We start from the raw sequence: 26,745 nt of genomic DNA on the forward strand, positions 1-26,745 counted from the left end.
CTGAAAGGTGCCCGCCGTCATGAGTCTTAAATTCGCCCCCCCCCAAGCGGATGCCATCCCCCTGCATGTGATTGGGCAGGATGCGCTGGACGACTGGACCGGTCAACAGCCCAAACATGTGGCGCACTGGGTGGCAAGCGCGGGTTTTACTGCCGGGTTGGGCAGCACCCTGTTGGTACCCGGCAAGAACGGCAAGATTGACATGGCACTGGCCGGGTATGGCACTGCGAAAACCCGTGCCCGGGGCCGGTTTCATCTGGCAGCTGTTGCCACCTCCTTGCCCGAGGGCAATTACCACTTGGAAGGTCTGGACCCCGAACGTGCCAGTGAAGAGGCGTTAGGTTGGTTGCTGTCAGGCTATGCCTTTGACCGTTATCGCGATCAAAGCCCGGCCAAAGCGCGGCTCGTCGCGCCCAAAGGCGTTGATGCTACCCGGCTTGAAGTAATTGCAGCGGGCGAGGCGTTGACCCGCGATCTGATCAACACTCCCACAGCCGATTTGGGCCCGGCCGAGCTTGAATCGGCCTGCGCAGAACTGGCGGGAAAACAGGGCGCCGAGATTGAGGTGATCCGCGGCGGGGCGCTTCTGAAACGGAACTTTCCGATGGTCCACACCGTGGGCCGTGCCGCCGAACAGGCCCCGCGCCTGATTGACATGCGATGGGGCACATCCGGTCCGAAACTGACACTGGTCGGCAAAGGCGTGTGTTTCGACACCGGCGGCTTGAACCTCAAGCCCGGATCCAGCATGGCGCTGATGAAAAAGGATATGGGCGGGGCCGCCACGGTGCTGGGCCTTGCGCATATGATCATGGCGCTTGGCATGCCAGTGCAACTGCGGGTGCTGATCCCGGCGGTGGAAAACGCGGTCAGCGGCAATGCCTTCCGCCCGGGTGACATTCTGACCGCGCGCAATGGTCTGACCGTCGAGATCAACAATACCGATGCCGAGGGGCGGTTGGTGTTGGCTGACGCGCTGGCGTATGGCGCCGAAGGCGCGCCTGACTTGATGATCTCGATGGCCACCTTGACGGGTGCCGCACGCGTCGCAGTCGGCCCTGACCTGGCGCCCTATTTCACTGATGACGCCGCCATGGTCACTGCATTGGAATCCGCAGCTGCGCAGGTTGCCGATCCGGTTTGGCGCCTGCCGTTTCATGTGCCTTACGAGGCGATGATCGAACCCGGCATCGCCGATCTGGATAACGCGCCCAAGGGTGGTTTTGCCGGATCAATCACTGCCGCTCTTTTCCTGCGCCGCTTTACCGGGAATACACCCTATACCCATTTTGACATCTACGGCTGGAACCCCACCGCCGCCCCCGCGCGTCCCAAAGGCGGTGTCGGCATGGGCGCGCGTGCGCTGCTGGCGGCGCTTCCAGAGGTGCTTGGGTTATGACGGACAAGTTCATTGATCGCGATGCTTTTCACCGCGACCCCGAACCTCATTATATTGTCAATCCGCTGGTTGACCTGCGCCAGCAGCCCGACCGCAACCGCGACCGACAGTTACGCTACGGTGAACATTTTGGCGTATCTGAGCGCAAGGAAGGATGGGTTTTCGGCTCCTCGGACACGGCTCCTTGTATGGGCTGGGTTCCAAGCGACGCCATCGCACCGCCGGATAACCGCCCTGCGCCGACCCATGTGGTTGCCGTTCGCCAGACCCATGTCTATCCTGAACCGGATCTTAAAGCACCTGAAAGTGCAGCGCTGACCCATCTCTCGCGCGTCGCAGCGGGGCAGCAGGAGGGACGGTTTACTGAAACCGAGCTTGGATGGATTCCAACATCTCATCTAAGTGATGAGTGCGCCACCGATCCGGTATCGGTGGCCGAAATGTATCTTGGCACACCGTATCTCTGGGGCGGCAACAGCGTCTGGGGAATCGACTGCTCTGGCCTCGTGCAGGCGGCGATGATTGCCTGCGGGATGGATTGCCCCCCGGACAGCTGGCCCCAGGAACAACGTCTGGGCAAGGCGCTACCGCCGGACAGCGCGCTGCTACGCGGTGATCTTCTGTTCTGGAAAGGCCACGTGGCTTGGGTTTGCGACCCAGAAACCATCCTTCACGCCAACGCCAATGACATGGCCGTGGCCTATGAAACGATTGAACACGCCATTAAACGTATTGCAGATCAGGGCGAAGGCCCGGTAACTGCACGCAAACGTCTGGGAGGACCATCATGAGCGACCCGTTTTTTCACCCCGTTTCGGGCTTTGATCTGCCGCGCTTTGCCGGTGTGCCCACCTTCATGCGCCTGCCTTATGTGCCGCACGGGCATGAACGCTACAGCGATGTGCAGATCGGCCTGATCGGCGTGCCGTGGGACAGTGGCACCACCAACCGCCCCGGCCCGCGCCATGGGCCGCGCCAGTTGCGCGATGCCTCGACGATGATCCGCGCGCAGCACCCGACCAGCGGCATGCGCCCTTACGAGACGGTCAATTGCGCCGACCTGGGCGATGTCGGCCCCAACCCCGCTGATATCCTCGACAGCATGACCCGCATCACGGCGTTTTATGATCAGGTGCTTGCTGCCGGGATCACCCCGCTTACCGCCGGGGGTGATCACCTGACGTCGCTGCCGGTTCTGCGTTCTTTGGCCAAGGTGCACGGGGCGATGGGCATGATCCATTTCGACAGCCACACCGACCTGTTTCATTCGTATTTCGGCGGCACCATGTACACCCATGGCACACCGTTCCGTCGCGCTGTGGAAGAAGGGCTGCTTGATCCCAAACGCGTGGTCCAGATCGGCCTTCGCGGCACAATGTACGATACCGAAGATCGCGATTTTGCTGCCGCCAACGGCATCCGCCTGATCCTGATCGAAGAATTCCATGATCGCGGCGTCGCCGACGTAATGGCCGAGGCACGTGATATCGCGGGCGATGGTAGCACGTACATCAGCTATGATATTGACTTTGTCGATCCTACCTATGCCCCCGGCACCGGCACGCCCGAGGTGGGCGGGCCCAACAGCTATCAGGCGCTTCAGGTGGTGCGCGAACTGGAAGGCGTCAACATTATTGGCGCCGATATGGTGGAAGTTTCGCCGCCATTTGATCCCTCGGGCGGCACCGCATTCCTGGGCATGTCGATCATGTTTGAACTGCTTTGTGTGATGGCCGCTCAGGCCAATTCGTGAGATCCAAAAGGGCAAATCATGACTGACCGCGCCAATCAGGATCAGGCCGAGTACTGGTCGGCCCAGCAAAAATGGGTTGACCACCAGGAAACACTGGATGCCACCCTGGCCCCGGTTCTAACGGGCCTTTTGGAACAGGCTTGTCTGCGCCCCGGCGAACACGTTCTTGATATCGGTTGTGGCACCGGCGCCAGCCTTTTGTCGATTGCACAGGCGGTCGGGCCAAAGGGTGCGGTCATGGGCGCCGATATCTCGTCCCTGTTACTAAGCCGCGCCCGAGACCGGATTGCAAAGGCAGGGTGCGAAAATGTCCGTGCCCTGGAATGTGATGCGCAAATCTATGATTTCGCCCCGGCCAGCGTTGATTGCGCAATGTCCCGTTTTGGCGTGATGTTCTTTGAAGATCCGGTGGCTGCCTTTGCCAATATTGCCCGCGCTCTCAAACCGGGCGGGAGGCTGGTATTCCTGAGTTGGGCAGACCTGCAGAAAAATCCATGGTTCGATGTGCCCCGTCAGGTGGCCTTTGACCAGTTGGGTCCCCTGCCCAAACCCGAGCCCCGCGCGCCCGGCCCCATGGCCTTTGCCGAGCGCAATTATGTCAGCGACATTCTGACATCGGCCGGATTAAAGGATGTTTCCGTGTCCGAAGTGAACGTTTTGTTGACTCCCCCCGATGGGGTGGCAGGAGCGGCGGCAATTTCCACCCGGGTTGGTATCGCCGCACGGGCCTTGCAGTATTTTGAGGGCAGTTCCGACGATGCGCACGCCATCGAGGACGGTGTCGCCAAGGCAATGAAAAAATACGAAACGCCCGCAGGTATGCGTGTGCCCGCGGCGCTGAACTTGTGTACAGCTGTCCGGGGTTAACTGGCTATTTCACGGCACGAATAAGTTTTCGCTCCAGCACCCTCAGTACGGCTTTCAGATCAGCGCCGCGTTTCAGAACCTGCCCGTCAATTCCGATTATCGAATACTGGCCCTGTTTGCCGCGCAGTTTTGGGCGTTTTTCAATCCGGTAAAGCGGGTTCTCTGCCGTGCGCCGAAAGACCGAAAAGATCGCGGCGTCGCGCAGACAGGAAATTCCGTAGTCACGCCATTCTCCGGCGGCGACCATACGGCCGTAAAGCGACATGATGATTGATAACTCGCTTCGGTGAAAAGCCACCTGCTGGGTGACTTGTGGCCCCGGAAACGGGGTGGGAGATTCAAAGCTCATGCAACCAGATTTGCGCGCTCGTGGCCGCAAATCAAGAAAATTCGCGACCCAGGTCAATCGTTGGCCCGATCGCATGCGTCTTTAAACCCTGACAGCCTCAGGCCGGTGTTGGCGCCGTAACCGCAAACGCGACCGAATATTTGGCACCTTGGCGGGCAAAATGGTTTCTTCAGGCATCCCGCCCTTTCAGCCGCACCAAAGCCGCGATATCCGATTGGCATCGTCCACAGATACGTTCAGCCGCTTCGGGTTGTGGTCCATTGTCATCGCCGACCCGGGTGGCAAAATTCTGAACGGCACGCCAAGCGTCTCAAATACAAAATCATCCGGCCGGACGCCAATCAGATGTTGCAGCCTCTTTGCGCCACAGGGCGATTCTGGCGATGTGATATCAAAGCCATCATTGGCGCCGGGCGCGCAGGCCGTCAGGGCGGTGAAGACCATAACAAGACCCATCGCAGATTTCCCGGTCGGCGATGCGAAAGCCGAGCAGCGTCTCCTAACTCTATTAAACGAAGTCAAAACCCAAACCCCCGCCCTTTGCGCAGGATCGAAAGCAAAATGCTTTCGTGACCGCATCCGACACATCCGCTTTTGTTTCCGCCACAAGATCAGAAAAACTTGCGTCGCCGCAAGATGCTGTTAGGCATTTGTTGAAAAAACTTGGGGTTTCGCGCACAGTCGAAACAAATCAATTGAAGTGAAAGGAACATCTGATGCGGACGAGAGCAGCGGTTGCGGTTGAGTCAGGGTCGCCGATGGAGATCATGGAAGTGAACCTTGAGGGTCCGAAGGCGGGTGAGGTTCTTGTTGAGATCAAGGCGACGGGTCTGTGTCATACGGATGATTTCACCCTGTCGGGGGCCGATCCCGAGGGCGCCTTTCCGTCGATACTGGGCCATGAGGGGGCCGGAGTTGTGGTTGAGGTGGGCGCCGGTGTGACCAGTCTTGAGGTGGGCGACCATGTGATCCCGCTTTACACGCCCGAGTGCCGCGAATGCGACTATTGCCTCAATCCCAAGACCAACCTGTGCCAGAAGATCCGCACCACGCAGGGGGCCGGGCTGATGCCCGACGGGACCAGCCGGTTCTCGATGCTGGATGGCACGCCGATCCTGCATTACATGGGCTGCTCGACGTTCTCGAACTATACGGTGCTGCCGGAAATTGCGCTGGCCAAGGTCCGCAAGGACGCGCCATTTGACAAGATCTGCTACATCGGCTGCGGCGTGACCACCGGCATCGGGGCGGTGATCAACACCGCCAAGGCCGAGATCGGCAACCGCAGCATCGTGTTTGGCCTGGGCGGCATTGGCCTGAACGTGATTCAGGGGCTGCGCCTGTCGGGGGCGGATCAGATTGTCGGCGTTGACCTGAACCCTGGCAAGGTCGAGATGGCGACGCGTTTCGGCATGACCGATTTTGTGAACCCGTCCGAGGTGGAGGGTGATCTGGTGGCGCATCTGGTCGAGCTGACGGGTGGCGGCGCGGATTATACGTTTGACGCCACGGGCAATGTCGGCGTGATGCGCACCGCATTGGAGGCGGCGCACAAGGGCTGGGGTGAATCGATCATCATCGGCGTGGCGCCGGCGGGGGCCGAAATCTCGACCCGGCCGTTCCAGCTGGTGACCGGGCGCAGTTGGCGTGGCACGGCGTTCGGCGGCGCGCGCGGCCGCACCGACGTGCCCAAAATCGTCGACTGGTACATGAACGGCAAGATCGAGATCGACCCGATGATCACCCACACCATGCCGCTGGAGGACATCAACAAGGGCTTTGAACTGATGCACAAAGGCGAATCAATCCGATCCGTCGTCCTGTACTGAGGCGTCCGGCTGCAGCCGACGAGACCACTGCCGAACGCTCGACATCGACCGACATGGCCGGGCGGGCGGGTAATTGGAAAATCACAGAAGCTGGAGGCCTGCGCCGATCTGATCGTCGCAGGCCTCAATCCGGGAGCGTATAAGCGAAGCCGGCATTGACATCATAGACAGCCTTGGGCGCGCGGACCGTACACCACCCACAGGCGTGGCAAAGTGCCTTGTTTCAGCAAAGATTGCCTCCTGTTTCCAGCATCGTGATTGGTGCTGACACCAATCACGATGCTGGCCGGGTTTTGCCTGATTTACGCATTTGTGATCGGCATTGGCGCCGAACGCGCGTGCCTGACCTCGACAACTGCATAATCGCGCGTTACCCCTATGGAAATTGGTTTTGAAGGCACGCCCATCCAGTGACGATCCTTAGAAAAATTGCCTGTCTCCTGTCGGTTCTTGCGCTTTTGGCTGGTTGTTCGACGCCCCCGGAACAGGCCCCCGACGAAGTTTCCAGGCTTGCCGCCAGCATCCGTGCCCTTTCACCTGAGATTGATCCCGCCGAAGCCACGCGCGCCGCTGATATTGCTGTCAACTATCCCAAGCAGTTGCGCAGCCAATACGGTGTCACCGACCCGCCACTGCTGCATAACATCAAGGTCAATTCCGGCGCACGCCCGCGCGGTTTGTGTTGGCATTGGGCTCAAGACATGGAAACCCGCCTCGCGCAGGAGAATTTCAAAACTCTCGACCTGCACCGCGCTATCGCCAATGGCCATACCCGCCTACTGATCGATCATTCCACTGTCATCGTCAGCAGCAAGGGCGATGATATGTTTCAGGGCATGGTGCTTGATCCCTGGCGTTATGGCGGCACGCTATACTGGGCCCCCACAAACAAGGACGAAAAATACACCTGGGTACCCCGCGAAAAGGTCTTTGCCATGAAACGCGCCCGCCGACAGGGTCAGCGCTTTGTCGATGCATCAGATCCCTCGACCGAGCCGCTGCCCGAAGATCTGGCTCTGGCTAACTGATCTTCCCGCACAGCTATCTGTGCAAGCCCGCACGTTGCATTCGACCGGTCGTTGACTATTTCTTTCCCGACACAATCCGAAGGAAGCCCGCAAATGAGCGACACTACCTACACCCCGCCCGACGTCTGGAGATGGGAAGCTGAATCCGGCGGTTCATTCGCCAGCATCAATCGCCCCATCGCGGGCGCCACGCACGACAAGGAGCTGCCAGTCGGTCAGCACCCGTTCCAGCTTTATTCCATGGGCACGCCCAATGGGGTCAAGGTAACCGTCATGTTCGAAGAGCTGCTGGCCGCTGGCCATGCCGCCGAATATGACGCCTGGCTTATCCGCATCGGTGACGGCGATCAGTTTGGCAGTGGCTTTGTCGAAATTAACCCCAATTCGAAAATTCCGGCACTCGTGGATCATACAGGTGACACCCCCCTGCGTGTGTTTGAATCCGGATCGATCCTGATGCATTTGGCGGAAAAATTCGGTGCCTTCCTGCCCACCAGTGGCCCGGCGCGCACTGAAACCCTCAACTGGCTGTTCTGGCAGATGGGCAGCGCGCCGTATCTGGGTGGTGGATTTGGCCATTTCTACGCCTATGCGCCCGAGAAATGGGAATACCCGATCAACCGCTATGCGATGGAGGTCAAACGTCAGCTTGATGTGCTTGACCGGGAACTGGCGACACGGCCCTACATTGCGGGCGACGACTATTCTATCGCTGATATGGCGATCTGGCCGTGGTACGGCAATCTGGTTTTGGGGCGCCAATACAACGCGGGTGAATTTCTGGACGTAAAAAGCTATACCAATGTAGTGAAATGGGCCGAAAAGATCGGCGACCGCCCTGCCGTTCAGCGTGGCCGCATGGTTAACCGCACCTTTGGCAAACCAGAACTGCAACTGCATGAACGCCATAACGCCAGCGATTTCGAGACCCAGACGCAGGATAAGATCTGCGAAGACGCCTGACACGTTCCGGGTTGCCGGATAGCAGAGGTGTGCAACCCCAACCGCTTGATGGCACCGGAAAGCTTTACAGAAGCTGACCATCCCGTGTTAAGTTGACTGCATACATCAGGAACCGTCAACGGGGGGCACAGGAACATGGTCGATTCAGGAATACGGACAACCAAGGGGCGCGGACGCCTCTTTGACAGCATTCTCGATACAATCGGCGATACGCCGGTGATCCGGGTCAATAACCTTGGCCCCGATCACGTCACGATCTACGTCAAGGCCGAGGCGTTCAATCCTGCTGCTTCGGTTAAAGACCGCCTTGCCGTTAACATTATTGAAGCAGCTGAACGTGACGGCCGCCTAAAACCCGGCCAGACAGTGGTAGAGGCCACCAGCGGCAATACCGGCATCGGCCTTGCTATGGTCTGCGCGCAAAAGGGTTATCCACTAGTGGTGACCATGGCTGATAGCTTTTCGGTCGAGCGACGCCGCCTGATGCGCATGCTGGGGGCCAAAGTGGTGTTGACACCGCGCGCCGAAAAGGGCCTTGGCATGTATAAAAAAGCCGAAGAACTGGCCAAAGCCAATGGCTGGTTCCTGGCGCATCAGTTCGAAACCGCCGACAATGCTGACATTCACGCGGCCACCACCGCGCAGGAAATTCTGGCCGATTTTGACGGGCAGAAACTGGATTATCTGGTGACCGGCTATGGCACCGGCGGCACCGTCACCGGCATCGCCCGCGTGCTACGTGACAAACGCCCCGATACCAAAATCATCCTGTCCGAGCCTGCCAATGCCCAGATCGTCGGCGGCGGCCACTCGCAGGAACGCAGCGCCGATGGCGCCCCCGCCGTCAGCCACCCGGATTTTGAACCGCACCCAATTCAGGGCTGGACCCCCGATTTCATCCCGCTGGTCCTGCAAGAGGCGATCGACAAGAACTACTATGACGAACTGATCCCTATCGCCGGACCTGACGGCATCGTCGCAGCCCGTGCGCTGGCTGCCAAAGAGGGAATATTCACCGGTATCTCGGGTGGCTCAACATTTGCTGTATCTCTGCAGATCGCTGCGAACGCCGCCCCTGGCTCGGTCATCCTATGTATGTTGCCCGACACCGGTGAAAGGTACCTTACCACGCCACTGTTTGAAGGCATCCCCGAAGATATGGACGACGAAGAGCGCGCAATATCCAACTCTACACCGGGTTACCAGATGGGATAACCGGGAACAGGAAACTGAAGAAGCGAAGAAATTGTAATTTAGCGAACCTACGGGACACTTGTGGCGTTAATGTAGCTTATCTCTGAGAGCTTCGTTGGGTGTCTGACCGTTGTGCGCGCCATGCGGTCTGGCGAAGTTGTAGAACTGCTCCCATTCGTCCAGCTTCGCTTCCAGATCGACGTCACCCTTGTAACTGAGGAGCTGAAAGAATTCCTTCTGATCGGATCGGTGAGAGCGTTAAGCTTTCCCGTTGAGTTGTGGCGTTCCACGTTTGATGTAGGCGCGTCGAATGCCCTTGTCTTCAACGAGCCAATGGAAGTTGGCTTGGAATTGACATTGCCGATCTTCTCGGCATGTTGCAGCAATCTTCGTTTACGCTGAATTTCACGTTCTCCGTTCATCATGAAAACTTCCACCACCCCAAATCGGGGAATTTATAGGAAGTGTCCCGGGAGTCCGTACATATCTACACTTCACGACCTTCGAAACCCTCCCGACGAAGACGGACCTTGGAACTGGAAACCCATTGTTGTCATTTACTGGTGCAGCGACACTGTTTGTTGCAGGGGAAAAGCTTTCCTCTGCCAAACAGTAAACCTGGACGGGCACATTCCTTTAGCAGTCCCAAAATCCCGGCCACACGGCAAAGGTTCTGTACGGTTTGTACTCGGCCTCCCGAGTTGCTCTCGGATTTTGTACAAAATCCACTTACAAACCTTTTGTTCGATGGTTCGTTGCTCTGGAATTAGTCGGGCAGTTCTGGCTGGCAAAAACACCGGTTGGTTTTCGCACAATGTTTAACGCAGCGTCCGGGGTGACATCACCCCTGCTTCACGCCATGCTGGCCGCGGAAAACCGGAGACCCGTCATGACAACATACCCCCATCTTCTTGCCCCTCTCGATCTCGGGCATGTAACACTGAAAAACCGCGTTCTGATGGGCTCGATGCATACCGGGCTGGAGGAAACCAAGGACTGGAATCGCGTTGCCGAATTCTATGCGGCGCGGGCGCGGGGCGGAGTTGGCCTGATGGTTACCGGCGGCATGGCACCAAACCGCGAAGGCGGCGTCTTTCCTGGAGCTGCGGGACTTTTTACAGATGAGGACATTGCCAACCACAAATTAGTAACCGACCGTGTGCACGACGCAGATGGTCTTATTGCGATGCAGATCCTGCATGCCGGGCGCTACGCCTACGGGCCGGAATGTGTGTCAGCCTCGCCAATCAAATCCCCCATCTCGCCTTTCCCACCAAAAGAGTTGGACGAAGAGGGGATCGAGAAACAGATTTCCGACATCGTGACCGCTGCTGTCCATGCCCGCAAAGCCGGATATGACGGGGTCGAGATCATGGGCTCTGAAGGATATTTCATCAACCAGTTCCTTGTGACCCACACCAACAGGCGGACGGATCGCTGGGGCGGTAGTTATGAAAACCGGATGCGCCTGCCCATTGAAATCGTCAAACGCACGCGCAAAGCGTTGGGCGCAGATTTCATTATCATCTATCGCCTTTCCATGATTGATCTCGTGCCCGATGGCAGCACCTTTGACGAGGTGATCCAACTGGCGCAGGAAATCGAAAAGGCGGGAGCATCAATCATAAACACCGGCATCGGCTGGCACGAGGCCCGCATCCCCACCATCGCCACTTCCGTCCCCCGCGCCGCCTTCGCGTGGGTGACAAAAAAACTGATGGGGAATGTAGGCATTCCTGTCATCACCTCGAATCGCATAAATACGCCGGGTGTCGCGGAGGAGGTGCTGGCATCAGGGGCTGCGGACATGGTTTCAATGGCGCGCCCGTTTCTGGCTGATCCGGATTTTGTGAGAAAGGCCAAGGATGGCCACCCTGATACTATTGCGCCATGTATAGCCTGTAACCAGGCCTGTTTGGACCATACGTTCAGTGGTAAGATTAGCACCTGTCTGGTCAATCCAAGGGCGTGTTATGAAACTGAACTTACCATAATACCAACCGACAGGCCGAAATCTGTTGCAATTGTTGGGGCAGGGCCTGCAGGCCTGTCTGCCGCGATGACAGCTGCCAGTCGGGGCCACGACGTTACCCTGTTCGACAGGGCTGAAGAAATCGGAGGGCAGTTGAATATGGCACGTGTCATCCCCGGAAAGGAAGAGTTTAACGGGCTGGTCGAATGGTTTCGGACCATGACTGCCGACCTTGAGATCACCTTTAAACTGGGACGGAATGTGACAACTGGCGATCTGACCGGTTTTGATGAGATTATCATCGCCACGGGGGTAGTGCCGCGCGACCCTGGCATTCCCGGTCAGGATGGGCCGAATGTTGTGTCCTATATAGATGTTCTTCGCAATAAGGTCCCTGTTGGTGATCGCGTCGCCATTATTGGGGCCGGGGGTATTGGATTCGACGTTGCCGAGTATCTGGTGCAGTCAGGCACAAGCCCAACCGAAAACCTTGCCGCCTGGAAAGAAGAGTGGGGAATTGGGGATCCGTCCGATGATCGTGGTGGCCTGGCGCCAGACGGCCCGCAACCAGATGCACCTGCAAGGACTGTAACGCTCTTGCAGCGCAAAGCGGAACGACCGGGAAAGCGGCTGGGAAAGACCACCGGTTGGATTCACCGCGCAGCATTGAAGATGAAGAATGTGCAGATGCTCAGTGGCGTCAACTACGAATACATCGACGCAGAAGGCCTGCATATAAGCCACGGCGAAGCACGCGAAAACCCGACCTGCATTCAGGCCGATACAATTGTGTTATGCGCCGGACAGATCAGCGACCGGTCTTTGGCGGATGCGCTTGAGTCCAAGGGGATGTCACCGCACGTAATTGGAGGTGCGGATGTGGCTGCGGAACTGGATGCCAAACGCGCCATTAACCAAGGCACCCGGCTGGCTGCGGCATTATGACAGAAAAGATCGCTGCAAGCAGAGCCAGACGCCTGGTCGATTCTGCCGGATCTTAATTGACGCAAACGGTGATTGTTTCTGACCCAACCGGCGGGTTGTGCGGAATATGGTTGATATCCCGCGATACCACTTTCACTGGCGATGTCACATTCGCACCCTCCTGTATGTAGACAAAACAAACGGCCGACCCTTGCGGTGTCAGCGTTTCGCCAACACTTGCCATATTCGTTACCGTAAAAATCCGACAACAAATGGCGTCACCAATCTTGGGTCCAAGGTGACTTCTCTCGTTATACTATTGGTTTATCCAGTGAGCTTAACTCGATACCCATGGGTTTCCAGTTTTTCACATTTCGGGGTTTCGACGGGATTTTGCTCCGAGCCGTTCCAAACAAAACCAAGATATTGTCTGGCGCGCGCCCCAGTTGTGCCCGATTTAGCAACAATAACTGCCGGTGTGAACTAAAGGACAGAGGTATCAATTAATGGATCGCCTTACCGAAATGGAGGCCTTCGCCACGGTTGTGGATCAAGGAGGTTTCACAGACGCCGCCCGGAAGATGGGGATTTCAAAGTCCGCCGTCTCAAAACACGTCTCGTCTCTTGAGGCGCGTTTGGGGGCCCGCCTGTTGAACCGGACCACACGTCGCGTCAGCCCTACTGAAATAGGTTTGGCTTATTATGACCGTGCCTTGCGCGTTTTGAACGATGCGGGAGAGGCTGACGCCCTTGTAAGTTCGATGCAATCTGACCCGTCGGGTCTGTTGCGCATTTCAGTTGCAACCGATTTTGGGGTCAATCACCTCAGCCCGGTTTTAGGCCAATTTCTTGATGAATTCCCGGATATTACCGTCAATATGGTATTGAATAACCGCTATGTCGAATTGATTTCCGAAGGTTTCGACATGGCTATTCGTATTGGTGAGTTGGAAGACAGCACCCTACGCGCGCGTAAATTGACTGAGACCACAAAACGTATGATCGCCAGCCCAGCCTATTTCGCAAAATATGGCCGGCCAACCAAGATAGACGATCTCAATGATCACAAGCTTTTACATTATTCCAGCCAGTCAAACGGATCTGTATGGAAACTAACAGCACCTTCTGGGGAGAAGCGCCAGGTCCGAACAGCAGGTGGGCTTTCGGTCAACGATGGGCAGTCGCTTTTGAACGCCGCCATTTCCGGCCTTGGCATCGCGTATCTGCCAAGTTTCCTTTACTCTAAATCTCTGGAAGAAGGTTTGGTTGAAGATGCCATTCCGGAATTACCCGTAGAAACCCAAGGTATTTATGCGGTCTATCCGCCCGGAAGGTTTACACAACCCAAAGTGCGCGCTTTCATTGATTTTTTGGTACATGCATTTGCTGATAAAGGCCCGACCGACTGGTAACATTTTCCACTCATCTTCAGGTATCTTAACCCCGGACGTTTACTGCGCTCGGGGTTTTTGATTTTGTGCGCCGTGGAAAAAATACCTGGTACAAAACTGCGTCGCACAAGAACTGTGCAACGCTGCATATTGCCTTGACCGTGATGGACCCTCAGATTGTCGTTAACAAAAAGGTCAATACGAAGGAAAATTCAAATGACAAAGCCAACCTTGCTGGCGATCTCGGGTTCCTTGCGCAAAGGTTCCTTCAACAGAATGCTGATGCATGAGGCTGCCAGGGCTTTTGGTGATGCCGAGGTGCTTGTAGCCGACCTGAACATGCCGCTTTATGACGGCGATTTGGAAGAGTCCAAAGGCATTCCCGCGCAAGTACAAGCGCTGGCTGATCAGATAAGTGCGGCGGATGCGGTTTTGATTTCGTCACCTGAATACAACAAAGGCATTCCTGGCGTCCTGAAAAACGCGCTGGACTGGGTAAGCCGCGTGCCGGGGGCTGTTCTGAACGGTAAACCAACCGTGGTAGTATCGGCGGCGGCCGGGCGTACCGGGGGCGAAACGGCACAATTCATGGTGCTAAGCTGTTTGACACAGTTACAGGTACGCTTGATGCCAGGACCTTCGGTATTGGTGGCCGCAGCCAGCAATGAGTTTGACGAAAATGGGAACCTGAAGAATGAGCTCTATAAAAAGACGCTGACAACTCGGATGCAAGCCCTGCGTGCCGAGGTCGTGCCAACTTAGTTTCCACCCGAAAATATGAGATCAATCAGCAATCATGTTCGAGATTTCCAAAAGGTTTTGATCAGGATCACGCAGATAGATTGATAGAATTGGCCCTGTTGACCCGGTTCGGGTAACAGGGCCATGTTCGATGGGAATGCGAATGGTTTCGAAGTGCTTTTGCCATTCTTCAATAGGCGTTTCACTTAAAAAGCACAAATCGGCTGAACCCGGCACTGGCCTGGCCGCCTTGGGTTCAAATTCAGCCCCAGCCCGGTGCAGGTTGATCTTCTGTGAACCGAATTTCAAGGCCCAGCGTGGCGCGCCCTTGGCAGGCGTGAATTGTTCAGGGGCCATCCCCAGGACATCGCGGTAGAACGCAATGGTAACGTCCAGATCACCGACAGTCAGGACCAGATGATCTAGCGTGGATACCGCAGGTGGCATTTTTTGGATTGTTCCTTTTTTGCCGGTATCTTAGCTTGCAAACATGAGCGAGGCCATCCAAACCCTTTCAGATGTTATCGACCCGGCCCGCGCCCGCGCAATGCAGGCCATTCTAGGCCATGACGTGGCAATTGAAAATGGGATGTCTTTGCCGCCCTTCTTTCATCAGCTTTATTTTTGGGATCCGCAGCCGCCCGAAAATCTTGGCCGGGATGGCCACCCAAAGGTGGGTGGCGTCATACCGGATATGGGTCTGCCAAGGCGCATGTGGGCTGGTGGGCGTTTGAAGTTTCATGCTCCGCTTATTGCAGGTCAAGGCGCTAAACGAGTGTCTTTCGTTGAGATGACAGAGCGAAAACAAGGGCGCAGCGGACCGTTGGGGTTTGTCACCTTGCGCCACGAAATCTGGCAAGAGGGGCAGCTGTGTATCACTGATTGGCAGGATCTGGTTTACCGCCAGGACCCCGATCGGGATGTGCCGAAACCAAACCCACCTGTGGCCCGTCAGGACGAAAAGGTTTGCCAGGTCCAGTGCTTTGATTCAACAATGCTTTTTCGTTACTCTGCACTAACGTTCAACGGGCACAGAATACATTATGACATTGATTACGCCAAGAAAGTTGAGGGTTATGGTGGGCTGGTTGTCCATGGGCCATTGCTGGCTCAACTGTTGATTCTGCTGGCCGAGAAGCAGTTGGGTTCGCTGACAAGTTTCGAATTCCGGGCAACTGCTCCGTTACTGCATTTCGAACAGGCGCAGCTGTGTTGGATTGACGGCGCTGCCTGGGTACGCGGGCCAGATGGGCGGCAATGTATGCAAGCTCATGCTGTAGGGTAAACCGTTCAGCTTGCAGGCCATTGGCCGTTTTTTCGGCTGACAGATGCGCATTCAGGACGGCTCAGTAAGACGCTTCAGGCCGGAACCCTTGAGGGATTGTATCCATCCCTTCCAACATCAGGTCAGCCATGACTTGCCCCACTTTAGGCGCCATGCCAAACCCGATCTTGAAACCACCGTTGGCAATGAATTGCCCTGGGTTCAAAGGGTGTACTCCCAGCATCGGGGCGCGAGATCGGGAACGAGGCCGCACACCGGCCCACCGCTCAACCACGCGCGCGCCGTGTAGAATGGGCATGGCCTGCATCGCGCGCGCAATTACATCGTCCAGGGCTGTATCGGTGCTGGTGGGGTCGTCATAATCGCGTTCACTGGTTGAACCGATCGCGATAGTGCCATCGTCATGCGGGACGACATGCACGCTGTCGGCAAAGATTTGAGGCAGTTCAGCGGCGTTGAAATGCAACAGCGCGCCCTGTCCTTTCACACCATTGCCGACAGTTCGGGTATGGGCGGCAGATAAATATTCCAGCCCGGCCACGCCGGTGGCCCAGATAACCATACCCTGTGCGGTGCCTTCCTGCGTAATTGTGCCGCCACGCATACGGATGGCTTCCGCCAGGGAAGCACAGGCGCGGCGCGGGTGGATGCGGGCAGTCAGGGTGTCGCGGATCAGATAATCGGTAGGTGAAATCGGTGCCCAGTCGTGATCTTCGACACTGACAATCTGCCACTCGGCCTTGCCTTGCCAAAGCGCGCGTGCATTCTCAGCGCGTTGCCGGGCCATCTCGAGTGAATGCACATCCGGGATCGGTTGCAGCCGCCCCAGGCGGGCATAACCGGGCGATAGTCCCGATACCTCTTGGACCCCGCGCCAAAACGCCTTTGCCATGATCAGACTTTCGAATTGAAACGCTTTCTTGTCATTCCAGTTTTCCGGTACATGCGGCGCCAATGCGCCCACAACGCCGCCCGAGGCACCAGCCGCAGGGCCGTCCGGGTCGATCACCTGCACGCGGGCGCCGCGTAACAGGCAGCTCCAGGCCACCGAAAGCCCGAAAATTCCAGCCCCCATCACAGTTACATCGACCATTGCCAAATTCTGTATCCCTCTTCATGGTCGCCACGATATAGACCCTCTTCTAAAGGATGCATCGATGCAGAACCAGCGGGCTGAACTGGAATGGCGGGACGGCGATGTGCCGGCTTCAACCCGGTTTGATGACCCCTATTTCAGCCTGGACAATGGCATGGCAGAGACGCAGCATGTGTTTTTGTCCGGAAACGGTCTGCCGGAAAGATTTTCTGATGGCTTCCAAATTGCCGAGCTTGGATTTGGAACAGGTTTGAACCTGTTGGCGTCTTTGGCAGAATGGCGGTTGGCCGGGGTCCGTGGCGTTTTGCATTATACTTCGTTCGAGGCATTTCCAATGTCCGCGAACGAAATGGTACGCGCGCACAAAGCGTTTCCTGAACTGACGGATATAGCTGCCGAACTGGCCCCGTATTGGCAAGAGTATCCCTCCCGGATTACCTTGCCTGATCTGGAATTCACTTTGATATGCGGCGATGCTCGGGAAACACTGCCCATTTGGAATGGGTGTGCGGATGCGTGGTTTCTGGATGGGTTTTCACCGGCTAAAAACCCTGAACTTTGGGAAGAAGGACTATTGGCCAGCGTTGGCGCACATACCGTGCCAGGGGGTACGATAGCCACCTATACCGCCGCGGGTTTTGTTCGGCGCGGGCTTGAGGCTGCGGGGTTTTCCGTTTCGCGCCGGCCGGGCTTTGGCCGCAAACGGCATATGACCGCGGCGGTGAAGAACTAACAATGGGCGAACAAAACACCCGGTTCGGCATTCTGCTGATGATTGCCACCACGATTGTCTTTGCGGCACAGGACGGAATTTCGCGCCACTTGGCCAGTGAATACAACGTTCTGATGATCGTGATGATTCGATACTGGTTCTTCGCAGCTTTTGTAATCACGGTTGCGGGGCGCAAGGCCGGCGGGGTGAGGGCGGCCGCTGCCACCGCGCAGCCGCTTTTGCAAGCGTTCCGGGCAGTGTTGTTGGTAGCTGAAATCTGCGTGATGATCCTGGGTTTTACTTTGCTCGGGTTGATCGAGGTACACGCGGTTTTCGCCTGTTACCCCCTGTTGATCGCAGCACTTTCCGGCCCTGTTCTGGGAGAGCACGTGGGCTGGCGGCGGTGGGCAGCAATCGGTCTGGGGTTTATTGGGGTGACCATCATCCTCGAGCCGGGTTTCGCCGTGTTCCAACCCGCGGCAGTCGTGCCTTTGGCAGCAGCATTGATGTTTGCACTTTATGGATTGCTGACCCGGTTTGCCGCGCGAAAGGACAGTGCGGCCACCAGTTTCTTCTGGACGGGCACTGTGGGCTCCGTTGCGATGACGGCGGTTGGTATGTGGTTCTGGGAACCGATGACGACCCCTGATTGGGGCTGGATGGGCATTTTGTGTATTGCCGGGGCTTTGGGTCATTGGACGTTGATTAAATGTTACGAGGTTGCCGAAGCCAGCGCCGTGCAGCCTTTTGCTTACCTGCAACTTGTCTTTGCCAGTGCAATCGGAATAACCGTATTCAGCGAAACGATCAGGATGAATGTCGCGATAGGTGCGGGGCTGATTGTTGCAGCGGGGCTATTCACCCTTTGGCGACAGCGCAAAGTGAGATAATTTTCTTTCGAAAAGCAATAACTTGTATGGAATCGGTAACTGGCTTACGCTTTGTACATGGGCAGCGTTTTGGATACATCAGCGGTGCCTGAAGATTGGAATTGGCTGACCGGGATATCGTGGTCGGGATAGTGTTTGAGATGCGTGTTAGATCAACAGTTAATGGCAAAAAGTCGATCGGGATTTTCCCGATGCTTCTGGTTTTGTTGTTGGCTGTACGGGTCGCGGCGTCACCAGCCATTCAATGTCAGCACGAACTTGCAGCGCAAACCGCGCGTACTGCTCAGGCCGTAACAGGTATTCCCTACTCGGTTGGTGATCTTTGTGGGTTGCCCCTTGTCGGCGATGGTCCCGAACATGACGAAAATGTTCTGAATTCACTCTGTCCCTTCTTCATGGCGCCGGGCATTTTGCCGGCCAGCGAAGTTGTTTTTGGTTTTAGCGATCAGGTCTACTCTTGGAGCTGGCCACTGCCCGCTGCCGTCCATTCGGGTACTGACGCAGCTATTGCCGGATATGAGGCGCGCGCGCCACCAATCGGGTCTTAGGTTCAACGCCCCTGTCCAGATTCCTGTTTTGAACCGGTGGTTGTGCGCCGGGATCCCTCTCCAGCGGGGTCACCTTCAAGTCTGGGCTACCTGATAGATATCTATCGGAATGCCAGCACGTCAGTGGTGTAAATTTTTGCACCAAAGTGTCACGGATCAGGCATCACCGGGATCGACGGACAGGGGCGTTGCTGAACGTCTGCTCACCATAAGACTATTAATACCCAGCCGCCATTTGGCTTGCTGAAACGAGAAGATCAGGAAATGAAACCCCCCTTTTTTAATGCGCTTGTTTTAAGCGCAATGCTTGCCGCATCTGCGGCCCATGCCCATGGAGAAAAAACCCCTCCGACTGCCAGCGGTCCTGCCCCTCTTCGGGCGGATGGCCACGCCCCAATCAGCGTGATGGGTGAACACCGACACAAGACGGGCGAAGTGATGTTGTCCTATCGCTTTATGCATATGGACATGGATGGATATCGAAGCGGCACCAACAGGGTTGACCCAAATACGATTGCCACCACCGTGCCGAACCGCTTTTTCGGCCTCCCAATGCAACCGCCTACTATCCGGATCGTGCCGACCAGTATGACAATGGATATGCATATGTTCGGGGCGATGTATGCCCCTAACGATCAGCTTACCTTAATGGCAATGATCCCTTATATCACCAAGAGAATGGATCACATCACGTTTGCAGGCCCCGCCGGGACTACGGTGCTTGGCAATTTCTCGACTAAATCCGAGGGCTTGGGCGACATCAAGGTTTCAGCCCTTTATGGCCTGATGGAACGTGGCAATCACAAGGTTCATCTGAATTTTGGCTTCAGTTTGCCCACGGGCTCGACCACTGAGCGCGCGAACGCTTTGGCGCCCACTGGGATGTTGATGAATGTACGTATGCCCTATGGGATGCAACTGGGTTCGGGTACCTACGACCTGTTGCCGGGCATTACCTATATCGGCAAACAGGGCAATATCGGCTGGGGTGCGCAATTGACTGGCGTGGTCCGCACCGGCAAAAACAATGGCTATCGCTTGGGAAATGAGGCCAGGCTGACCGCCTGGACCAGCGTTCAACCGAAACCCTGGATCAGCCTGTCTGGCCGGATCGAGGCAAAAACCGTGGGCGATATAAGTGGGATTGATTCCGAAATGATCGGCCCGTCACCAACGCTGAACCCGGACAACTATGGGGGTGAAACAGTGTCCCTTTTCGGTGGTGTCAATCTGATTGCTCAGCGTGGCGCAATGCGCGGTCACCGCTTTGCACTGGAGGTCGGCGCGCCAGTCTATCAGAATTTGAACGGATTTCAGCTGGAAACGGACTGGACTCTGACAGCCGGCTGGCAATTGGCGTTCTGAGGTACAATTTTAGGGTGGTCTGGCGGCCACCCTAGTCTATTTTGTCAGCCAGACGCGCGACGCTGCTGCCGGTCAGCTCTTGACTAAAAGGTACAGGCAGCGGTTTTTCCCCTAACCGGGCACGGTAGACGGGAAGGCTTTCGGCAACGCGCATGACATAGTTTCGGGTTTCTCGAAATGGGATGTGCTCGACCCAGTCGACAACTTCTTTTTCGTCTTTGCCGCGCGGATCACCAAACTGTTCAATCCATTTCACAGGACGCCCAGGCCCAGCATTATACGCGGCGGATACCATCACCACATTGCCATCGAACCTATCGGCCAGTTGCGCCAGATAAGTTGATCCCAGCAAGGCATTGTAGCGCCAGTCACTCATTACACGGCCGCGCTGATGTTCCAGTTTCAAATCATTGGCGACATCACGGGCAGTTCCCGGCATCAACTGCATCAGTCCTTGAGCGCCTGCGCCACTCACAACGTTGAAATCAAATTCGCTTTCGCGACGGGCGATTGCCAAAGCCAGTTCTGCCGGGACCGGTAGGGTTTCGTTGGTCATCGGGTGCAACGGGTAATACGGCCCCGGCAACACGATACCGCGCCGGGCGGCGGCCTTGCCCAGCATGACCTGAAGATGCGGTTGCTCCAGCTCCAGCAGCATCTCTCCCATTTGGCCCAGGCCTGTGCGATCCTGGATCTCTGACAAATGGGTAACGAATTGCTCGGCCAGGTTTAGCTGGCCGGTTGCCAACGCCAGAACGGTTACCTCGTGCAGATCGGTTGCAGCAAAAGGGGCATCGCGCCAGGGGGGAAAGGAGTTCGTTCCGTCAAGCCTGGGATCTGCGGGCAAGGCTGCATGTTCTGCAGCCAGCAGGCCGTAAAAGCTGGTCTGGTGCTCTGCTCCGTGCGCATAGGCCAGTTGCGCTGCTTCGGGATCATTCAAGGCCTCTTGGGTGCGGCCAATCCAATATCCTGCTCGCCCCAACGAAATTGGCGAATTTACGGAAACTCGAAAACGCTGGAAATGATCTAGGGCCAATTCGGGTTCATCCAGGTAGGTCAGCGCCAGATATCCCGAAAGCCATTCCAGATCCGCAAAGTTTGCACCATCGGTCAGTTGATGGGTTGCAGCTAGATCATAGGCTAGTTGCGCCTTACCCTCGCGCATCTGCGACCTGGCCAGTGCACGACGCCAGCCTGCCCATCGCTCGGGTTGCCCCAACCCCTCCTTGATGTGGCTTTGGGTTAGAATCAGGTCAATCGCCGCCTCAGTCTTGTTGTTGCGGATGTGGCGGTTGAACAAGGCGTAAGCAACGTGGGGATCAGCCAGCATTTTCTTGGAAAGGGTCGCAAGATGGGCCTCCAGTCCCTTGCGATCACCTTCTACCATCTGACGGGTTTCGGCCAGCTTGCGCTGGTCCTCGGTAACAAGCGGCAGCATCTGTTGAACATCCCGCAGTCCACGCCAGAGCGCCATGTCCAGGCGGGCGGCATGGTGCGGCTCAAGCAATTTCGCATGCGCGTCGATAAAAGCGTCATGTTCTTCAGTGCTCAGGTCCATGGTCAGCCAGGCCTTAACAAGGCCGGCGTCTGCCTTGTCTGCCTTCCCCCGGGCAGTAAGAGCCCGAGCATAGTTTAGGGCGCCCGTCCCTGTTTGAGGGTGATACCCCTTATAGAACGTCAGCACGTCGTCAAAACGGGCTCGTGTAAGGGCGTCTTCGCTTTGCTGGCGCAAATAGCCAAGGCCTGGCCAGTGGGGATTACGCTTAATAAAATTCAGCACGTCAGCTGGAGAACCCTGACCTGCACGAAGGCGATACCATTCAATAAGATCGCGGGCCGCGTGACCGTCACGCGCCGCCAATTGCGCTGCAACCTCCCACCGACCGGCCTGCATGGCATGTAGTGCGCTGGCAAGCGGGCGGGGTGCAAGACGTGGCGTATCAGCCGCAAATCCCGGCCAAGCTGCAATGGTTAGCAACAAAACAAGCGTTAAGGCGCGCAACATCTCTTGCATTTCCCGCAATTGCGAAGGATAGACATCGCCAGCCTAAGCGTGCACGCCGGGCCCGTCCATTCACAAAGCGGGCAGGTTGGCGGCAACCCGCTGAGGCGAACGCATTTGATGCCGGGCCTAATGTCCGCCACCACGATATGAAAGGAGCGTGTCATGTTCAAAGGATCTTTTCCTGCTTTGGTCACGCCGTTCAAGAACGGCGAACTGGATATTGAGACGCTCAAGAAGCTGGTCGAATGGCACATCGGTGAGGGCAGCAATGGTTTGGTACCAGTTGGGACAACCGGTGAAAGCCCGACCCTGTCGCATGAAGAGCATGAAACCGTGGTCGAAGAGGTGGTGCGTGCGGTGGGTGGTCGTATCCCTGTAATCGCAGGGGCAGGCAGCAATAACACGCTGGAATCCATCCGGTTTATGCAGCATGCCGAAAAGGTTGGTGCCGATGCGGCTCTGGTGGTCACCCCCTATTACAACAAGCCCACACAGCGCGGTTTGATCGCCCATTACACGGCTTTGCATGATTGCTGTGAGCTGCCGATCTTTATCTACAATATCCCCGGTCGGTCTGTTGTTGACATGACGCCCGATACCATGGGCGAGCTGGCAAAACTCCCTAGAATCATAGGGGTAAAGGATGCCACGGCGGATATGGCGCGGGTCAGTGAACAGCGGGCAAGCTGTGGCAAGGACTTTTTGCAGTTCTCGGCCGAGGATGCATCCGCACTTGGCTTTAATGCCCATGGCGGCATTGGCTGTATTTCGGTAACCGCCAACGTTGCCCCGAAACTCTGCGCTGAGTTTCAGAACGCAACACTGTCCGGGGATTTTGCCAAGGGTCTGGAATATCAGGACAAACTTATGCCGTTGCACAAGGCGATCTTTACCGAACCGGGGCTGGTTGGCGCGAAATACGCCATGTCACGTCTGGGCCTTTGCAGTGAAGAGGTCCGCTCACCCCTGACCGGCCTGAGCGACGAAACCAAGGTTCTGGTCGAAGACGCCATGCGCCATGCCGGGCTGATAAACTAAATCAGGGTTACGCGTACGTTTCGTACGAATTGTACGTGGATTTCGTACGCCGTGCGGGGCATGGCGCAAAGAGAGCGTACGTTTCGTACGCAATTTCGGGTGTGGTGAAGCATCCTTGGGGTATTTTTGAACCTTTTTGAAGCGTTTCAGATAGCCAATAGACCGCTGTGAGCCCAAAGCCGACGGCGCCGCAAAGCGTTCAGGAAATATCTGGCCGGGCTGACTGAGCGTCGAGTTTGTGATATCGTTGATAAACCAACGAGGAGTATTTCCATGTCAGATTATTTCAACTTGGGTAGCTACAGTCGCCCAGCAAGTGATGTTTCTGATGCACAAATGTGGTTTGATCGCGGCCTTGTCTGGCTATTCGCTTACAATCATGAAGAAGCCATTGTCTGTTTCGAAAAGGCGCTGGAGGCTGATCCAGCCTGCACTCTGGCACACTGGGGGATCGCCTATGCCATCGGTCCGAATTACAACAAACCATGGGAATTTTTTACTCCGGAGGAGAAGGCACCGGCCCTGGAACGCGCACACACAGCGCTTAAAGCGGGCCTCGCCCTGGAAAACGCCAAGCCGGTAGAGCGCGCCCTGCTCCAAGCGCTTGCGTCGCGCTACCCAACTGATCCGGAAATCGAAGATTACCAGCCCTTCAATGACGGGTTCGCAGCTGCAATGAAGCCAGTTTACGAGGCTAATTCCGACGATCTGGATATCGCTTTTTCCTATGCTGAAGCGATGATGAACAGAACCCCTTGGCAGCTTTGGGACTTTCATAGGGGCGTTCCCAACCCTGATGCCTCGACGCCCGAGGCGATGGCCGTGCTTGAGCGGGCTTTCGACCAAACCGCCGGGGCCTGGGACCATCCCGGTTTGCTGCATATGTATATTCATCTGATGGAGATGTCGCCGCATCCTGAACGCGCCCTGCGCCACGGCGACCGCCTGAAGGACCTGGTGCCTGACGCAGGCCATTTGGTGCACATGGGAACCCACATCGATGTGCTGTGCGGTGACTACCAGAACGTCCTCTACAGAAATCTTGCGGCCGCCAAAGTAGATGAAAAATTCAAAGCCTACGCTGGTCCGGCAAATTTCTACGCGCTCTATCGTATCCATAATCTGCATTTCGCCTTTTATGGCGCAATGTTTCTTGGCCAGAAAGCCGCGGCGGTCGATGCAGCCTTACGTCTACGTGAAGAAGTTCCCGATGAGGTCGTACGCTCTTACCCCGATATCTTTGAAACCTTTGTGGCCGCTGCACCGCACGTCTACATCCGATTCGGTATGTGGTCCGAGATACTTGAACTCGCTCAGCCCGAAGACAAGGAATTGTATGTGACCACCAATGCCCTGATCTTCTATGCCAAGGCGGTGGCGCTTGCTAATCTCGGCCGACACGAAGAAGCCAAGGCTGCGATGGCGAGTTTTACTTCGGCCTATGCGAAGGTCCCTGAAAGCCGGATGCTGTTTAACAACAAGGCACGCGATGTTCTTGCCGTGGCCGAAGAGATGATGAAAGGGGAGATCGCCTTCAAAGCGGGTCGCCGCGAGGAAGGGCTGGACCATCTTCGCAAGGCCGTCGATCTGGACGACAATCTGGAATACGAAGAACCTTGGTCTTGGCCACAGCCCACGCGCCACGCTTTGGGCGCACTGCTCATGGAAGCAGGCGAATACAACGAGGCCGAAGCAGCCTATCGAGCGGATCTGGGCCTGGATGGCAAACTACCGCGTCCAAGTCAGCACCCCCGTAACGTCTGGGCGCTGCACGGCTTGCACGAGTGTCTGGCAAGACGCGGCGAGAGTGTGGAGCTGCCGCATGTAAAGCTTCTACTTGATCAGGCTATTGCGCGCGCCGACATCCCGATCCGTGCAAGTTGCCTGTGCCGTGCCGCCGCTGCCTGAACACGAAAATTACCTAAAGCGCTGTTTTTCTTAGCGGCGCTAGATACTTGTGATGTCGGCAAGCTTCGCTCGTCATCGGACTGCGGCTTAGTCCGCATAGCAGTCATAGGTGCAGGTCGCACCGAATGATCGATTTGAGCCCTTTGCAGAACTGACACCTTGCCCGGAATCAAGGCGCACCGCGCCGCCGGGCAGCGCCCGACCGCCCCATGGGCGGGCGCTTTTGCAACGTTGAACTCCAATAAAATCGTTGGATGTTGGTTGCATGATAAAGCGACAGCCATGACCGGATGTGCGCCCACCCGCGGTCGGGCACCGTCCGGCACTCAACGGCAGCAATGTCCGCATAGCAGGCATCCAGCCCATCAAAACCGCGATGAAACCTGAGCGATTGCGTCAGATGACTGCTTTTGCCCAAAGCGGTCTTTCTGATCATGCCCGCTTCGCCTCAGCAGAATTAGGCCGTCAACTGCAACTGTGATACTCTGACCGCAAACGGGGGGATGCAGCATGGTTATGGAACAAGACGACGACACAGATTTCGTTAAATTCTGGAACGCGGTTCTGGAGCCAAAATTCACCAGATACCGGCATATCCTGCAGGGCGGATTGTCACGCCATTCTGCGGCAGTCATCCCGAAGCTGCCGTTGAAAGAAGGCATGTCCGTGTTGGATGTTGGTTGCGGGTGGGGGGACATGTCGCTTCAGGTCGCCGAAATCGTCGGGCCGGAAGGCCGTATTCTTGGCATCGATTGCGTCGACGCGTTCATGGAAGAGGGAAGGAAAGACGCCGTCGCGAAAGGCCTGTCGAACGTTGAATTTTCCCGCGGTGACGCTGAGGTCGCGCTGCCCGAGAACGAGTTCGACTATGTTATTGCGCGATTTGGAACGATGTTCTTCACAAATCCGGTGGCGGCATTGCGGCGTATGCGTCTGGCACTTAAGCCCGGCGGGCAAATGACACATATTGTCTGGCGTCGGCGTGAAGACAATCCGGCATGGCAAAAAGCGAAAGACATTACGCTTCGACATCTTCCGCCCCCCGGTGAAGATGCCGACACCTGTGGACCCGGCCCATTTTCGATGGCAAATCAAGAAGTGGCAGGGCTCATGATGAAAAGTGCAGGGTATGAGGATGTTACATTCACGCGTGTGGATGAAAAGATCATGATCGGAACAACACCGGAAGAATGCATCGCCTTTGCTTTGGCAATCGGTCCCGGAGGAGAGGTCTTTCGCGAGGCCGGAGAGGAGCTTGCTGAAGCCAAGCGTGCAGTGATCGAAAGTGAGATGCGTGAATATTTTGAAAGTCAAGAGCGGGACGAGGATGGCATATGGGCTCCCAGCTCATCGTGGGTGATATCCGCCCGCAATCCTGCCTGAACGCAATCTCATACCTGCGCCGCCGCGGCTTACTTGAGCGTTGCCAAGATGGTTGGCTACTGGAAATCGGACGCAGGTCAATACACCAAAGGCCCCGGGCAATTG

25 protein-coding genes and 1 pseudogene are annotated in these 26,745 nt (G+C 56.5%); 19 read left to right on the plus strand and 7 right to left on the minus strand.

From position 1 onward, the window contains the following. Positions 1-19: 19 nt before the first annotated feature. The 4 genes from PEL8287_RS11595 to PEL8287_RS11610 are packed head-to-tail and all read left to right on the plus strand — an operon-like array spanning position 20 to position 4,019. Positions 20-1,399, plus strand: coding sequence for a leucyl aminopeptidase family protein (locus PEL8287_RS11595; RefSeq protein WP_085892550.1), 1,380 nt, complete (start codon positions 20-22; stop codon positions 1,397-1,399). After that, the gene (locus tag PEL8287_RS11600) at positions 1,396-2,190 is read left to right on the plus strand and encodes a C40 family peptidase (RefSeq protein ID WP_085892551.1); all 795 of its coding nucleotides are present in this window, start codon (positions 1,396-1,398) and stop codon (positions 2,188-2,190) included. The genes PEL8287_RS11595 and PEL8287_RS11600 overlap by 4 nt, the downstream gene beginning before the upstream one ends. After that, positions 2,187-3,152, plus strand: coding sequence for an agmatinase (gene speB, locus PEL8287_RS11605; protein WP_085892552.1), 966 nt, complete (start codon positions 2,187-2,189; stop codon positions 3,150-3,152). Before PEL8287_RS11600 ends, speB begins: the two co-directional genes overlap by 4 nt. Before the next feature lie 18 nt (positions 3,153-3,170). Beyond that, positions 3,171-4,019, plus strand: coding sequence for a class I SAM-dependent methyltransferase (locus PEL8287_RS11610; RefSeq protein ID WP_085892553.1), 849 nt, complete (start codon positions 3,171-3,173; stop codon positions 4,017-4,019). Between the two features lie 4 nt (positions 4,020-4,023). Here the strand turns inward: PEL8287_RS11610 and PEL8287_RS11615 are convergent, their stop codons facing one another. Continuing rightward, the gene (locus PEL8287_RS11615; protein ID WP_085892554.1) at positions 4,024-4,368 is read right to left on the minus strand and encodes a DUF2794 domain-containing protein; all 345 of its coding nucleotides are present in this window, start codon (positions 4,366-4,368) and stop codon (positions 4,024-4,026) included. A gap of 186 nt (positions 4,369-4,554) precedes the next feature. After that, positions 4,555-4,824, minus strand: a complete 270-nt coding sequence (locus PEL8287_RS11620) for an I78 family peptidase inhibitor (protein ID WP_235862283.1) — start codon at positions 4,822-4,824, stop codon at positions 4,555-4,557. A gap of 260 nt (positions 4,825-5,084) precedes the next feature. On the opposite strand from PEL8287_RS11620, the gene PEL8287_RS11625 reads away from it, so the two are divergent. From PEL8287_RS11625 to PEL8287_RS11640, 4 genes are all read left to right on the plus strand, one after another. Further along, on the plus strand, positions 5,085-6,197 hold the full coding sequence (locus PEL8287_RS11625) for an S-(hydroxymethyl)glutathione dehydrogenase/class III alcohol dehydrogenase (RefSeq protein ID WP_085892555.1): 1,113 nt from the start codon (positions 5,085-5,087) through the stop codon (positions 6,195-6,197). 410 nt (positions 6,198-6,607) lie between these two features. Beyond that, positions 6,608-7,225, plus strand: coding sequence for a hypothetical protein (locus PEL8287_RS11630; protein WP_235862284.1), 618 nt, complete (start codon positions 6,608-6,610; stop codon positions 7,223-7,225). A gap of 93 nt (positions 7,226-7,318) precedes the next feature. Next, on the plus strand, positions 7,319-8,188 hold the full coding sequence (gene yghU / locus PEL8287_RS11635; RefSeq protein ID WP_085892556.1) for a glutathione-dependent disulfide-bond oxidoreductase: 870 nt from the start codon (positions 7,319-7,321) through the stop codon (positions 8,186-8,188). A 135-nt stretch (positions 8,189-8,323) separates the two neighbouring features. Next, positions 8,324-9,403: a PLP-dependent cysteine synthase family protein gene (locus PEL8287_RS11640; RefSeq protein WP_085892557.1), complete on the plus strand. Its 1,080-nt coding sequence runs from the start codon at positions 8,324-8,326 to the stop codon at positions 9,401-9,403. A gap of 66 nt (positions 9,404-9,469) precedes the next feature. Here PEL8287_RS11640 and PEL8287_RS11645 read toward each other — a convergent pair. Then, positions 9,470-9,739 (minus strand): annotated as a pseudogene (locus PEL8287_RS11645) (integrase core domain-containing protein); the annotation flags it as partial. Between the two features lie 532 nt (positions 9,740-10,271). Here PEL8287_RS11645 and PEL8287_RS11650 point away from each other — a divergent pair. The 3 genes from PEL8287_RS11650 to PEL8287_RS11660 all read left to right on the plus strand — a co-directional run bounded on the left by PEL8287_RS11650 (position 10,272) and on the right by PEL8287_RS11660 (position 14,431). Continuing rightward, positions 10,272-12,299 (plus strand): NADPH-dependent 2,4-dienoyl-CoA reductase, encoded by a 2,028-nt coding sequence (locus PEL8287_RS11650; protein WP_085892658.1) that lies wholly within the window; start codon positions 10,272-10,274, stop codon positions 12,297-12,299. A 485-nt stretch (positions 12,300-12,784) separates the two neighbouring features. Next, positions 12,785-13,690 (plus strand): LysR family transcriptional regulator, encoded by a 906-nt coding sequence (locus PEL8287_RS11655; protein ID WP_085892558.1) that lies wholly within the window; start codon positions 12,785-12,787, stop codon positions 13,688-13,690. A 195-nt stretch (positions 13,691-13,885) separates the two neighbouring features. Then, positions 13,886-14,431, plus strand: coding sequence for an NADPH-dependent FMN reductase (locus PEL8287_RS11660; protein ID WP_085892559.1), 546 nt, complete (start codon positions 13,886-13,888; stop codon positions 14,429-14,431). Positions 14,432-14,452: 21 nt separating this feature from the next. Here the strand turns inward: PEL8287_RS11660 and PEL8287_RS11665 are convergent, their stop codons facing one another. Next, complete coding sequence (locus tag PEL8287_RS11665; RefSeq protein ID WP_085892560.1) at positions 14,453-14,857, minus strand: VOC family protein; 405 nt, start codon at positions 14,855-14,857, stop codon at positions 14,453-14,455. A 43-nt stretch (positions 14,858-14,900) separates the two neighbouring features. Between PEL8287_RS11665 and PEL8287_RS11670 the strand changes: the two genes are divergently transcribed. Beyond that, positions 14,901-15,695, plus strand: a complete 795-nt coding sequence (locus tag PEL8287_RS11670) for an HTD2 family dehydratase (protein ID WP_085892561.1) — start codon at positions 14,901-14,903, stop codon at positions 15,693-15,695. Between the two features lie 61 nt (positions 15,696-15,756). Here the strand turns inward: PEL8287_RS11670 and PEL8287_RS11675 are convergent, their stop codons facing one another. Further along, a complete protein-coding gene (locus PEL8287_RS11675; RefSeq protein ID WP_085892562.1) occupies positions 15,757-16,788 on the minus strand; it encodes an NAD(P)/FAD-dependent oxidoreductase in 1,032 nt (343 codons plus the stop codon). A 64-nt stretch (positions 16,789-16,852) separates the two neighbouring features. Here PEL8287_RS11675 and mnmC2 point away from each other — a divergent pair, with 64 nt between their 5' ends. From mnmC2 to PEL8287_RS11695, 4 genes are all read left to right on the plus strand, one after another. Beyond that, on the plus strand, positions 16,853-17,524 hold the full coding sequence (mnmC2, locus tag PEL8287_RS11680) for a tRNA (5-methylaminomethyl-2-thiouridine)(34)-methyltransferase MnmC2 (RefSeq protein ID WP_085892563.1): 672 nt from the start codon (positions 16,853-16,855) through the stop codon (positions 17,522-17,524). Positions 17,525-17,526: 2 nt separating this feature from the next. Further along, entirely contained in the window at positions 17,527-18,393 is an 867-nt protein-coding gene (locus PEL8287_RS11685; RefSeq protein ID WP_085892564.1) for a DMT family transporter, read from the plus strand. 95 nt (positions 18,394-18,488) lie between these two features. Beyond that, the gene (locus tag PEL8287_RS11690; protein ID WP_085892565.1) at positions 18,489-18,941 is read left to right on the plus strand and encodes a hypothetical protein; all 453 of its coding nucleotides are present in this window, start codon (positions 18,489-18,491) and stop codon (positions 18,939-18,941) included. Between the two features lie 264 nt (positions 18,942-19,205). Then, a complete protein-coding gene (locus PEL8287_RS11695) occupies positions 19,206-20,306 on the plus strand; it encodes a transporter family protein (protein WP_085892566.1) in 1,101 nt (366 codons plus the stop codon). A gap of 31 nt (positions 20,307-20,337) precedes the next feature. On the opposite strand, the gene PEL8287_RS11700 is transcribed toward PEL8287_RS11695, so the two are convergent. Continuing rightward, the gene (locus PEL8287_RS11700) at positions 20,338-22,311 is read right to left on the minus strand and encodes a lytic transglycosylase domain-containing protein (RefSeq protein ID WP_306372186.1); all 1,974 of its coding nucleotides are present in this window, start codon (positions 22,309-22,311) and stop codon (positions 20,338-20,340) included. Between the two features lie 162 nt (positions 22,312-22,473). On the opposite strand from PEL8287_RS11700, the gene dapA reads away from it, so the two are divergent. Both dapA and PEL8287_RS11710 read left to right on the plus strand, forming a co-directional pair. Further along, positions 22,474-23,349 carry a 4-hydroxy-tetrahydrodipicolinate synthase gene (gene dapA / locus PEL8287_RS11705; protein WP_085892568.1) on the plus strand — a complete coding sequence of 292 codons (876 nt, stop codon included), beginning with the start codon at positions 22,474-22,476 and terminating at the stop codon, positions 23,347-23,349. Between the two features lie 273 nt (positions 23,350-23,622). Beyond that, on the plus strand, positions 23,623-25,257 hold the full coding sequence (locus PEL8287_RS11710) for a hypothetical protein (RefSeq protein ID WP_085892569.1): 1,635 nt from the start codon (positions 23,623-23,625) through the stop codon (positions 25,255-25,257). A 169-nt stretch (positions 25,258-25,426) separates the two neighbouring features. On the opposite strand, the gene PEL8287_RS11715 is transcribed toward PEL8287_RS11710, so the two are convergent. Beyond that, positions 25,427-25,693 carry a hypothetical protein gene (locus PEL8287_RS11715; protein WP_085892570.1) on the minus strand — a complete coding sequence of 89 codons (267 nt, stop codon included), beginning with the start codon at positions 25,691-25,693 and terminating at the stop codon, positions 25,427-25,429. A gap of 74 nt (positions 25,694-25,767) precedes the next feature. Between PEL8287_RS11715 and PEL8287_RS11720 the strand changes: the two genes are divergently transcribed. After that, the gene (locus tag PEL8287_RS11720) at positions 25,768-26,640 is read left to right on the plus strand and encodes a class I SAM-dependent methyltransferase (protein ID WP_085892571.1); all 873 of its coding nucleotides are present in this window, start codon (positions 25,768-25,770) and stop codon (positions 26,638-26,640) included. Positions 26,641-26,745: the final 105 nt, after the last annotated feature.

Origin of the sequence: Roseovarius litorisediminis, assembly GCF_900172295.1 — a bacterium.
Lineage (GTDB): Bacteria > Pseudomonadota > Alphaproteobacteria > Rhodobacterales > Rhodobacteraceae > Roseovarius > Roseovarius litorisediminis.

Bases quoted from the DNA above. Each gene is read 5' to 3' on its own strand.
- PEL8287_RS11600 (WP_085892551.1), top strand. From the start codon at position 1,396: ATGACGGACAAGTTCATTGATCGCGATGCTTTTCACCGCGACCCCGAA.
- PEL8287_RS11620 (WP_235862283.1), bottom strand. From the start codon at position 4,824: ATGGGTCTTGTTATGGTCTTCACCGCCCTGACGGCCTGCGCGCCCGGC.
- speB (WP_085892552.1), top strand. From the start codon at position 2,187: ATGAGCGACCCGTTTTTTCACCCCGTTTCGGGCTTTGATCTGCCGCGC.
- PEL8287_RS11700 (WP_306372186.1), bottom strand. From the start codon at position 22,311: ATGTTGCGCGCCTTAACGCTTGTTTTGTTGCTAACCATTGCAGCTTGG.
- PEL8287_RS11710 (WP_085892569.1), top strand. From the start codon at position 23,623: ATGTCAGATTATTTCAACTTGGGTAGCTACAGTCGCCCAGCAAGTGAT.
- PEL8287_RS11625 (WP_085892555.1), top strand. From the start codon at position 5,085: ATGCGGACGAGAGCAGCGGTTGCGGTTGAGTCAGGGTCGCCGATGGAG.
- PEL8287_RS11610 (WP_085892553.1), top strand. From the start codon at position 3,171: ATGACTGACCGCGCCAATCAGGATCAGGCCGAGTACTGGTCGGCCCAG.
- PEL8287_RS11670 (WP_085892561.1), top strand. From the start codon at position 14,901: ATGAGCGAGGCCATCCAAACCCTTTCAGATGTTATCGACCCGGCCCGC.
- yghU (WP_085892556.1), top strand. From the start codon at position 7,319: ATGAGCGACACTACCTACACCCCGCCCGACGTCTGGAGATGGGAAGCT.
- PEL8287_RS11655 (WP_085892558.1), top strand. From the start codon at position 12,785: ATGGATCGCCTTACCGAAATGGAGGCCTTCGCCACGGTTGTGGATCAA.
- PEL8287_RS11660 (WP_085892559.1), top strand. From the start codon at position 13,886: ATGACAAAGCCAACCTTGCTGGCGATCTCGGGTTCCTTGCGCAAAGGT.
- PEL8287_RS11695 (WP_085892566.1), top strand. From the start codon at position 19,206: ATGAAACCCCCCTTTTTTAATGCGCTTGTTTTAAGCGCAATGCTTGCC.
- PEL8287_RS11640 (WP_085892557.1), top strand. From the start codon at position 8,324: ATGGTCGATTCAGGAATACGGACAACCAAGGGGCGCGGACGCCTCTTT.
- PEL8287_RS11650 (WP_085892658.1), top strand. From the start codon at position 10,272: ATGACAACATACCCCCATCTTCTTGCCCCTCTCGATCTCGGGCATGTA.
- PEL8287_RS11720 (WP_085892571.1), top strand. From the start codon at position 25,768: ATGGTTATGGAACAAGACGACGACACAGATTTCGTTAAATTCTGGAAC.
- PEL8287_RS11665 (WP_085892560.1), bottom strand. From the start codon at position 14,857: ATGCCACCTGCGGTATCCACGCTAGATCATCTGGTCCTGACTGTCGGT.
- PEL8287_RS11615 (WP_085892554.1), bottom strand. From the start codon at position 4,368: ATGAGCTTTGAATCTCCCACCCCGTTTCCGGGGCCACAAGTCACCCAG.
- PEL8287_RS11685 (WP_085892564.1), top strand. From the start codon at position 17,527: ATGGGCGAACAAAACACCCGGTTCGGCATTCTGCTGATGATTGCCACC.
- dapA (WP_085892568.1), top strand. From the start codon at position 22,474: ATGTTCAAAGGATCTTTTCCTGCTTTGGTCACGCCGTTCAAGAACGGC.
- mnmC2 (WP_085892563.1), top strand. From the start codon at position 16,853: ATGCAGAACCAGCGGGCTGAACTGGAATGGCGGGACGGCGATGTGCCG.
- PEL8287_RS11715 (WP_085892570.1), bottom strand. From the start codon at position 25,693: ATGATCAGAAAGACCGCTTTGGGCAAAAGCAGTCATCTGACGCAATCG.
- PEL8287_RS11595 (WP_085892550.1), top strand. From the start codon at position 20: ATGAGTCTTAAATTCGCCCCCCCCCAAGCGGATGCCATCCCCCTGCAT.
- PEL8287_RS11675 (WP_085892562.1), bottom strand. From the start codon at position 16,788: ATGGTCGATGTAACTGTGATGGGGGCTGGAATTTTCGGGCTTTCGGTG.